The organism is Longimicrobiales bacterium (assembly GCA_035764935.1).
Taxonomy (GTDB): Bacteria; Gemmatimonadota; Gemmatimonadetes; order Longimicrobiales; family RSA9; genus DASTYK01.
Genome location: DASTYK010000061.1, coordinates 1 through 4669, shown reverse-complemented (window position 1 = coordinate 4669; position 4669 = coordinate 1). Strand labels below are relative to the sequence as shown.

Sequence of the window (4669 nt, the reverse complement as noted above, 5' to 3'; positions counted from 1 at the left end):
GCATCGTGGCAGATGAGCTTCCGGCAGCTGGTGACGCCGGCCCGGCGACGTGCGAGGTCGAGTGAGGTGGGCGGTGCCAAGCCAGGGAATGGGGCAAAAGGCGCAAAAGGCGTGGCAGGCGCGTCCCGCGCGCGGGCAACTGACCAAGTGGGGCATCCCGTGGATCGGACTTTGCTTCTGGGGGGGTCTATGTTGGGTAGGCTGTTGCAGGGCGGCGAGTTTGGGCAGTGGGCAACCTTTGTCTCCCCCGCATTCTTCAGCGTGATGCCTACCAAGCCGCTCTGGCAGCGCGCCAAGGGCCTGGCCCGCGCCACCCGCGACCCCGACCAGTATGCGCGCGCGGTCGACGCACGTCGCGCGCTGCTGGCGCGTTCGCCGCTCTCGATCGTCCTAGAGACGCCGGCGACGCGCGATGCCGTGGAGGCTCGGTCTGCAGCACCCGCAGCAGCAGGGCTCGCGCCGGAAGAGCGCGCGGCGCAGCTCGTCGAGTTGTACTTTCATCAGCTCCTGCACGGGGACACGACGCTGCTCGACCTGCGGCAGCAGGCTTTCCGCGGCACCACGCCGCTCGTTTGGAAACCCGCGTCCTGGGTCGCGAAGTGGGACCCGAGCTTCATCGCCGCCCTGCGTCAAGTCTACATCGGCTTCTACCGGGCTGACCCGGCCGGCTTTCGTAGCGGTTTGCGCGCGCTGAACCTGGAGCGAGCCGAAGACGTGTTCCGGCGCCACTTCGGTGACGGGCAGCGCGCCGTGCGCTTCGAGGTGAAGCATTTCGTCTCGACCTTCCATCAGGTGTTCGTCATCTGCCGGGACGCCAAGACCAGCCTGCACGCGGACTTTCTTCCGCTCGGTCTGTACCTGTCGTCTCTCTATGATCACCTCGAGCACCTCGGTTCAGCCGTCGACGTGGCCGCGGCGTTCGAGAGGGCGAGCGTGCTCGAGGCCGAGCCCGCGTCCGCGTCCCTCAATGCGGGTCTATAGGCCCGCGCCGGAGTCCCCCAATGTCGAGCTCACCTTCCGCATCTTCAGAACGCAGGCCATCGCCTGCCGTCGGCGTCACACCAGACGCGCCCGGACCAAAGGCGACCAAGGCCGTCGAGCGCGTCTTGCTCACCGGGGCCACCGGCTTCGTCGGTCGCCACCTATTCCCGATGCTCAGCGAGCGCGGGTACGAAGTGGTCGGCGCTACGCGCTCACCCGAGCGCGCGCGGCTCGCTTTCCCGGGTCGTGAGTTCCGCCGGCTCGACGTGACCGGCCGCCTCTCCGCGGAGGCCGCGCTGCAGGGTTGTCAGGCCGCCTTTTATCTCGTCCACGGGATGGCCGGTGGCGCCGGCTACGAGGAGGTCGAGCGTCGCAGCGCGCGCGCGTTCAGCGAGGCGGCCGCGCGCGCGGGCGTCTCCCGCATCATCTACCTCGGCGGTATCCGGCCACGCGGGCCGATTTCACGGCACCTGTCGAGCCGGCTACGCGTGGGCGAGATTCTGCGCGAGGGGCCGGTGCCTACGCTCGAGCTGCAGGCGTCGATGATCATCGGCGGCGGCAGCGAGAGCTGGCGCATCGTGCGCGACTTGGCAGCGCGCCTGCCGTTCATGGTCCTGCCGGCCTGGCTCGACCACCAGACTCAGCCAATCGGCATCGGCGATGTCACCTTTGCGCTCGCCCGCGCGCTCGAGCTGCCGCTGCCGGCGAGCAGGGCTCTGGCGCTGCCCGGCCCGGAGGTGCTCTCGGCGCGCGAGATCATCCTGCGCACCGCCCGCCTGCTCGGTAGTCGACCGCTGGCGCTGCGAGTCCCGGTGGTCACGCCCAAACTGTCGAGCTACTGGATCACCTTCATCACCCGCGCCGACCAGCGTATCAGCGAAGAGCTGGTCGAAGGGCTGCTCAGCGATCTGGTCTCGGAGGATGAGGGCTTTTGGCGCCTCGCGCCCGAACACACGCGAATGTCCTTCGACGCCGCCGCGCGCGCCGCGCTATTGGACGAGCAACGCGACCTGAGCATGCGCGCGCGCGTGGCCGAGCTGCTCATCCGCACCCTCTCGTTCGGCGCGATCAAACGCGTCAGCTCGAACGACGCGTGAGGCTCGATTCCATCGACGACGCGCCCGCGGACACCTCGCAAGGATCCGCCGAGGTGCGCACCTCGTCCTACCGGCTGCTGGCGCTGATGTGCGGCTTGATCGTCGGCTGGGGCCTGCTCATGCAGCACTTCGAGGGCAACATCTACGGCATCATGGGGCCGTTCGCGCTGAGCGTGGTCGGGGTCATCGCCGCCCTGTTTACGCATGAGCTTCGCCGCTGGCTGCGCCCCAGCAAGCTCGCCCTGCTGAGCGGGCTGGGCGTCGGGGTTGCCATGACCCTGCTCACCTATCCCCTCTTCTTCCTGGCCCGGGCAACCTTCCCAGGGCTCGGCAGCGCCGTGAGCGAGCTGTACGCCACCGCGCAACGCATCAGCGTCGCGGAGGCCCTCCCCTGGGTCGTGGCCATCATCATCGCCGAGGAGTTGCTGTGGCGCGGCGCACTGTTGCAGGTGCTCTCCTGCCGCGTCCCTGACCGCCTGGCGATGGTCCTCAGCGTACTCAGCTACGCCCTCGCCCAGTTCGGCTCCGGCTCGTGGATCGTCATGCTGCTGGCCGCGGTGTGCGGCAGCATCTGGACGCTGCAACGCCGCTGGACTCACTCACTAGTAGCACCGCTCATCAGTCACATCATCTGGACAACTACGGTGGTGGTGCTGCATCCGGTCACGGACGGCTGAGGCGGCAAGCGCATCCATGCGATGTGCTCCGACGTGACAAGGCTCGAGTCGACGTCGGCCCGACGCCGTCAGCGCGCTCGTCCACACGACCAGCACGAGCCCGCTGCCTTGCTCACAGGACGATGGCCGGCGCAAACGCGACCAGCCGATCGAACTTGCCAAATGGTACGTTGGACATCAGTAGGTTGAGCGGAGCATCAATCTTGAAACCACGGCCCAGTAGGTGTTGCATCGCAACTTCGTTGATCATGGGAACCTCGAAGGAGATACTCTCCATCCCGCGGGCGTGCGCCTGTGCTTCGAGGTGCAGCAGTATCATCGGCAGGTCTGTTGGCTCTAACGCGGCTATCGGCCCCTGGCCGGTCTCGCTGAAGAACGCAAAGCCCACCGCGCGGCCAGCCCGGCGATACAGATACGACTCGCGCTGCGCAAAGAGCCATGGGTAGTCGGCGTGTCGCGGATAACCAAACACTGCTTCCTCGATGGCCACGATCTCGGGCAGATCTTCGAACACCGCTCGCACGGTTTCCAGGTTCCCGGCACTGCGCGTTGGCTTGGGGGGCGCCGCGAGGGATGCCATCGCGAAGCGGGCCACCGTTCCTGCCGCGTAGTAGCGGCGCAGTCCACGGAAGTCTGTCGTCGCGATAATCGCTCGGACGTCGCCCCGTCCAGGCGGGTATACCCGTTGCATCAGTCGCCGACCTAGACCTGCCGACTGTCGCTCTGGACGGATGAAGAATTCGGACAACTCAAACAGACCACCCCGTTCGATCGAGCGCGCGTAGCCGACCATGGAGCCATCGGCGGGGTCCTCCGCGACCCACCACTCTGCCGCGTGAGCGGCCAGATGAGTGAGGAATGGCTCCAGCACCGTCCAGAATGATTCCGGATCCAGCTTCCACTCCTGGCCCTGACGGGCGAATAGATCTCTCATTGATGCCATGGAGAGATCGAATGCCGGACGGGTGTCGGCGGGGGTTGCGCGACGGAGTGTGATTTCTGTGCTCGACATGATTCGAACATAGTCGAGCGCCGGTCGAATGGGAGCCCATGAGCAGAATCCGGTCGACGCTCCGATACGCGCGTCGGCCCGGACGCTTGCAGTCTGAGCGCGTTTCAACACGATGCTTCATTCATCGAGCAGCCGAAGCCGCCCTGCTATCGCTCTGCCGTCGCCCCTGAAACCTGATACGTTGGGCGGACAGAGGATCCTTCCGTTGAATGTACTTTTCGAAAAGTTGGACCGGCGACTTACCGGGATTCGTCTCTACGGAATCGCGCCGCCGAAACTAGCCACGGATCCTGAGCGGCTGCGTGAGATCGCCGCTCAACAGATTGCCCGCCTCCGCGCGCTCGCGCCAGATGGCTTGGTCGTCTACGACATCCAGGACGAGCCTGGGCGAGGCGGCCAGCCACGACCGTTCCCGTTCTTGCCTACCGTCGACCCTGAGGTCTACGCGTACGACGCACTTGCCGAACTTGCGATCCCGAAGATCGTGTATCGATGTGTGGACGCGCAGCCGCGCGAGGTGTTCTCGCGCTGGATCGACAGGGTACGCGCAGCGGCCGAGCCGCGTCTCAGCATCCTCGTCGGCGCACCGCGCGGACGGTCGCGCACGCCGGCTTTCCCGCTGACGGAGGCGTATGCGCTGGCGCGCGCAGCTCCCAACCTAGTCTTGGGTGGGATCGCCATTGCGGAGCGGCACGTCGCGAAGGAGGATGAGCACCTGCGGGTGCTCGGCAAGCAGGATGCCGGCTGTCGCTTTTTCATTACGCAATCCGTGTACGACGCAGCTTCCACGAAGTCGTTCCTTTCCGACTACGCGTTGTTGCTGGAGGCGAGCGGTCGCGCGCCCGCCGCGATCGTGCTCACGTTCTCGCCGTGCGGGTCCCTACGCACCCTCGAGTTCATGA

The 4669-nt window shown here is 66.4% G+C and carries 5 protein-coding genes; 4 read left to right on the top strand and 1 reads right to left on the bottom strand.

What is annotated here, in order from left to right; genetic code table 11:
- The first annotated feature begins 204 nt into the window (after nucleotides 1-204).
- The 3 genes from VFU06_04835 (at nucleotide 205) to VFU06_04825 (ending at nucleotide 2755) form a co-directional block, all read left to right on the top strand.
- Nucleotides 205-981: a hypothetical protein gene (locus VFU06_04835; GenBank protein HEU5208718.1), complete on the top strand. Its 777-nt coding sequence runs from the start codon at nucleotides 205-207 to the stop codon at nucleotides 979-981.
- A gap of 125 nt (nucleotides 982-1106) precedes the next feature.
- Nucleotides 1107-2078, top strand: coding sequence for an NAD(P)H-binding protein (locus tag VFU06_04830; GenBank protein ID HEU5208717.1), 972 nt, complete (start codon nucleotides 1107-1109; stop codon nucleotides 2076-2078).
- Complete coding sequence (locus tag VFU06_04825) at nucleotides 2075-2755, top strand: type II CAAX endopeptidase family protein (protein ID HEU5208716.1); 681 nt, start codon at nucleotides 2075-2077, stop codon at nucleotides 2753-2755. The genes VFU06_04830 and VFU06_04825 overlap by 4 nt, the downstream gene beginning before the upstream one ends.
- Nucleotides 2756-2867: 112 nt before the next feature.
- Here the strand turns inward: VFU06_04825 and VFU06_04820 are convergent, their stop codons facing one another.
- The gene (locus tag VFU06_04820) at nucleotides 2868-3767 is read right to left on the bottom strand and encodes a GNAT family N-acetyltransferase (GenBank protein ID HEU5208715.1); all 900 of its coding nucleotides are present in this window, start codon (nucleotides 3765-3767) and stop codon (nucleotides 2868-2870) included.
- 226 nt (nucleotides 3768-3993) lie between these two features.
- Here VFU06_04820 and VFU06_04815 point away from each other — a divergent pair.
- Nucleotides 3994-4669 (top strand): hypothetical protein (locus VFU06_04815; GenBank protein ID HEU5208714.1); only part of this gene is annotated, 676 nt, incomplete at its 3' end.